Source organism: Microcystis sp. M113S1 (genome assembly GCF_020246945.1).
Classification (GTDB): Bacteria; Cyanobacteriota; Cyanobacteriia; order Cyanobacteriales; family Microcystaceae; genus Microcystis.
The window spans coordinates 1-3,601 of sequence record NZ_JADBSA010000421.1 but is presented as its reverse complement, the minus strand read 5'-3'; the positions used below and the strand labels follow the sequence as shown (position 1 = coordinate 3,601).

Sequence of the window (3,601 nt, the reverse complement as noted above, 5' to 3'; positions counted from 1 at the left end):
GTGGTCGAGGGAATCAACAATAAACTTAAACTAATAAAACGAAGAGGCTATGGCTTTAGAAACTTTCGGAATTTTTGGGTTAGAAGTATGTTATCTTGGCATCTTGTCTGTTGATTTAGCATAAAGAGTAACGAAGAGCCTCATAAATCAAGGTTATAATTATTTTTAATAAATTCCAGAATATTCAGCCCCAAGCAATGTCTATGTTACTGCAAGACCTAAAGGAAGAAGCGGTTAAGCTATCACCGAGCGATCGACTTGATCTGGTTAGCGCCATTATTGAGTCCTTGCAGAAGACCCCAATTGCTAGACCTGATCGTTCTGGTGCAATTCAACGGATGCGTGGCTTACTCAAAACAGACCAACTTGCACCAACCGACCAAGAAGTAGCTGCCATGTTGGAAGATCGTCGGGTGGAGAAATATCTTTAGTGAGAGTTTTAATTGATACTAATGTTCTCCTAGATTTTCTATTGCAGAGAGAGCTATTTTTCCAAGATGCAGAACGACTATTTCAGGCGATCGATTCTGGTCAGATCGTCGGGTATGTCACAGCTACAACGCTCACGGACATTTTTTATTCTATCAGTCCCTAGGATTTGCCCCCACCTTAAAAATTGCTTTAACAATCTTATTAAAAATGTTTTTTCTGAAAAAATCTCGCTCTTTTTTTAGACAGGGATGGACAATTGCGGTTTTACTAATTGCCCTGCTTGTGTCCCTGCCGATTTTATCGGTTGCCAGTAGTTTATTAACTAATTCCAGTCAAGTCTGGCAACATCTGATCGAAACTGTTCTCTGGGATTATCTAGTTAATTCTTTTTGGTTAATGTGGGGGGTGGGCAGCGGCGTTTTAATCATCGGTGTCGGCACAGCTTGGTTAACAACGATGTGTCAATTTCCCGGTTGTCAACAATTTCAATGGTTATTATTACTACCCCTTGCCGCTCCTGCCTATCTCTTGGCCTATACTTATACCAATATGATGGACTATTTTGGTCCGGTGCAGACGTTCTTAAGAAGTGTTTTCGGTTGGAATAGTGTCGAGGATTATTGGTTTCCTAATATCCGTTCTCTCTGGGGGGGGATTCTGATGTTAATACTGGTGCTTTATCCCTACGTTTATCTGTTAGCAAGGGTCGGTTTTTTAGAGCAATCTGTCTGTACGGTGGAGGCAAGTCGCTCCTTGGGATGTAATCCTTGGCGCAGTTTTTTTACTGTCGCTTTACCCCTAGCAAGACCGGCAATTATGGCGGGATTAGCCCTAGCTTTAATGGAAACTCTTAACGATTTTGGTACGGTGCAGTATTTCGGAATTAATGCTTTTACCACGGGGATTTATAATACTTGGTTCGGTATGGGCGATCGCATAGCAGCGGGGCAGTTATCAACAGTTTTAATGGTATTTATCCTCGTTTTAGTTTTCCTCGAACAATCCTCCCGTCGTCAAGCTCGTTACTATGAAATGACCAATCGTTTCCAGTCACCGACTAAGTACGAACTAGGATTTGTTCGTAGTTTCTTGGCAATGATCGCCTGTTTTTTACCAGTATTTCTTGGTTTTATCGCCCCTGCTTTCTATCTGGCCTATCTAGCCTTTAATCATGCCCAAGAAACTTTTAATAATGACTTTCTTGGTTTATCGTTAAACAGTTTTTTTCTGGCTAGTTTAAGCGCAATTATTGCGGTAGTTTTAGCTTTAATTCTCGCCTACGGGGAAAGACTTAATCCGAATAAAACTATTAAGGGTTCTGTGCGGATTGCCGCCGCTGGTTATGCTATCCCCGGCATTGTTATTGCCGTGGGGGTTTTAATTCCTATCGGCAAATTAGATAACTTTTTAAATCAAGGATTAAATATCAATTTAATTCTGAGCGGCACGATTTTCTGTCTGATTTTTGCCTATATTGTCCGGTTTTTAGCCGTAGCTTTCTCCACGTTAGAATCGAGTTTAAGTAAAATTAAACCTAGTTTAGATGATGCTTCCCGCAGCCTTGGCTATGGCACTGGTGCCACTTTAATTAAAGTGCATATTCCTCTTTTGTCGGGGGGATTATTGACGGCGGCTATGTTAGTTTTTGTCGATGTGATGAAGGAATTACCGGCTACTTTGGTCTTAAGACCTTTTAATTTTGATACCCTAGCGGTGCGCGTTTATCAATACGCCAGTGATGAACGTTTAGTGGAAGCGGCGGCGCCGGCCCTGGCCATTGTCTTAGTGGGATTAATTCCGGTAATTTTTTTAAGTTGGCAAATTTCCCGACGGGCGATCGATTAAAGTGGCGGCCGATTCCTGGGCAAGTTGGCGATCGGCCAAGAGCTTAGTTCTATCTGGCTGAATAAATCTAAAAACCTTGTGGGATAATATCTTTAGGCTTTTTTAAAATCAAAAAGTGCCAGTCCTTGCAGTGATCGGGGGGAAAATTTAGGCACTTTTTCCCTGAAAATGGGTAAAACCCCACACCCCACACCCTGCCTCCACGAAAAACTTTTTCGGTAAATCCTAGTTCTATAGTCTAGTACAAAATAATGTTACAGTTCTTGACAAGACTACTAGAGAGGGGGGGTGTCAGTGATAGGATTCCCTAAAACCCCTTTTCTTTATTTTTGTAGAGAGAACAAAACCCTATGACAGAACTTTCTGGAAAAGCTCCTAAGTTCGGTGGCAGCACGGGCGGTTTACTCGCCAAAGCCGATCTGGAAGAAAAATACGCCATCACCTGGACAAGCAGCAAAGAACAAGTCTTTGAAATGCCCACCGGTGGCGCCGCTATCATGAACGAAGGCGAAAATCTCCTCTATTTGGCCCGCAAAGAACAGGCGCTCGCTCTTGGTACCCAATTGCGGACGAAATTTAAGCCCAAAATCGAAGATTACAAAATCTATCGGATTTACCCCAGTGGTGAAGTGCAGTATCTCCACCCTGCTGATGGTGTCTTCCCCGAAAAAGTTAACGCCGGTCGTGAATTTTTCGGCAAAAAAGACCGCAATATCGGCAAAAACCCCGAACCAGCGACAATTAAGTTCTCTGGTGTCACTCCCTACGAAGCATAAATAATCCCTAAAATCGAGAGTGGGGAGTTAGATTTAGCAGCTATTTGGCCCTAAGATTTAACTTCTGACTCTCGATTTCTCTTATAGCAATCGGCAATTAATTGCTAGTTAGGGTTTGCTGAAAAAGTTTTTCCTGGGGTTAGGAGTTAGGAGTCAGTATTCTCCGAGTCAGGAGATAGGGTGGTCACTGCGTGTGCGTTGCGGGGGGTTTTGGGGTGTTAGGGTGTTAGGGTGGTCACTGCGTGCGCGTTGCGGGGGTGTTAGGGTTTTAGTTGAAATTCCCCCACTTCCCCACTTCCCCACTTCCCCACTTCCCCACTTCCCCACTTCCCCACTTCCCCACTTCCCCACTTTCCCACTTCCCACTCCTTCATAATTCATAATTCATCGAAAATTTTGGGTGGGAAACCCCGCCGTTCTAGGTTGGCTTTACGTTAGTCTTAAAAAGACCGTCTCGAAAACCAAGTGGGCGGACAGCACCTTGAAAACTCGGCTTAGGGGGTTCCGTTCAGAAAAGCTTGTCCGGGTAAAAAGTCGCGCGCAACAAG

General features: G+C 43.7%; 5 protein-coding genes. All 5 read left to right on the top strand.

All coding sequences use genetic code 11. The annotated features are described in order from the left end of the window. Positions 1-114: transposase (locus IM319_RS21545; protein WP_130758671.1), on the top strand; the 114-nt coding region annotated here is incomplete at its 5' end. Between the two features lie 89 nt (positions 115-203). After that, positions 204-431, top strand: coding sequence for a hypothetical protein (locus IM319_RS21540; protein WP_158199070.1), 228 nt, complete (start codon positions 204-206; stop codon positions 429-431). After that, positions 431-595: a PIN domain-containing protein gene (locus IM319_RS21535; protein WP_286824597.1), complete on the top strand. Its 165-nt coding sequence runs from the start codon at positions 431-433 to the stop codon at positions 593-595. The genes IM319_RS21540 and IM319_RS21535 overlap by 1 nt, the downstream gene beginning before the upstream one ends. A 44-nt stretch (positions 596-639) precedes the next feature. Then, complete coding sequence (locus IM319_RS21530) at positions 640-2,277, top strand: ABC transporter permease (protein WP_287736874.1); 1,638 nt, start codon at positions 640-642, stop codon at positions 2,275-2,277. 350 nt (positions 2,278-2,627) lie between these two features. Next, positions 2,628-3,053: a photosystem I reaction center subunit II PsaD gene (locus tag IM319_RS21525; RefSeq protein WP_286824595.1), complete on the top strand. Its 426-nt coding sequence runs from the start codon at positions 2,628-2,630 to the stop codon at positions 3,051-3,053. Positions 3,054-3,601: the final 548 nt, after the last annotated feature.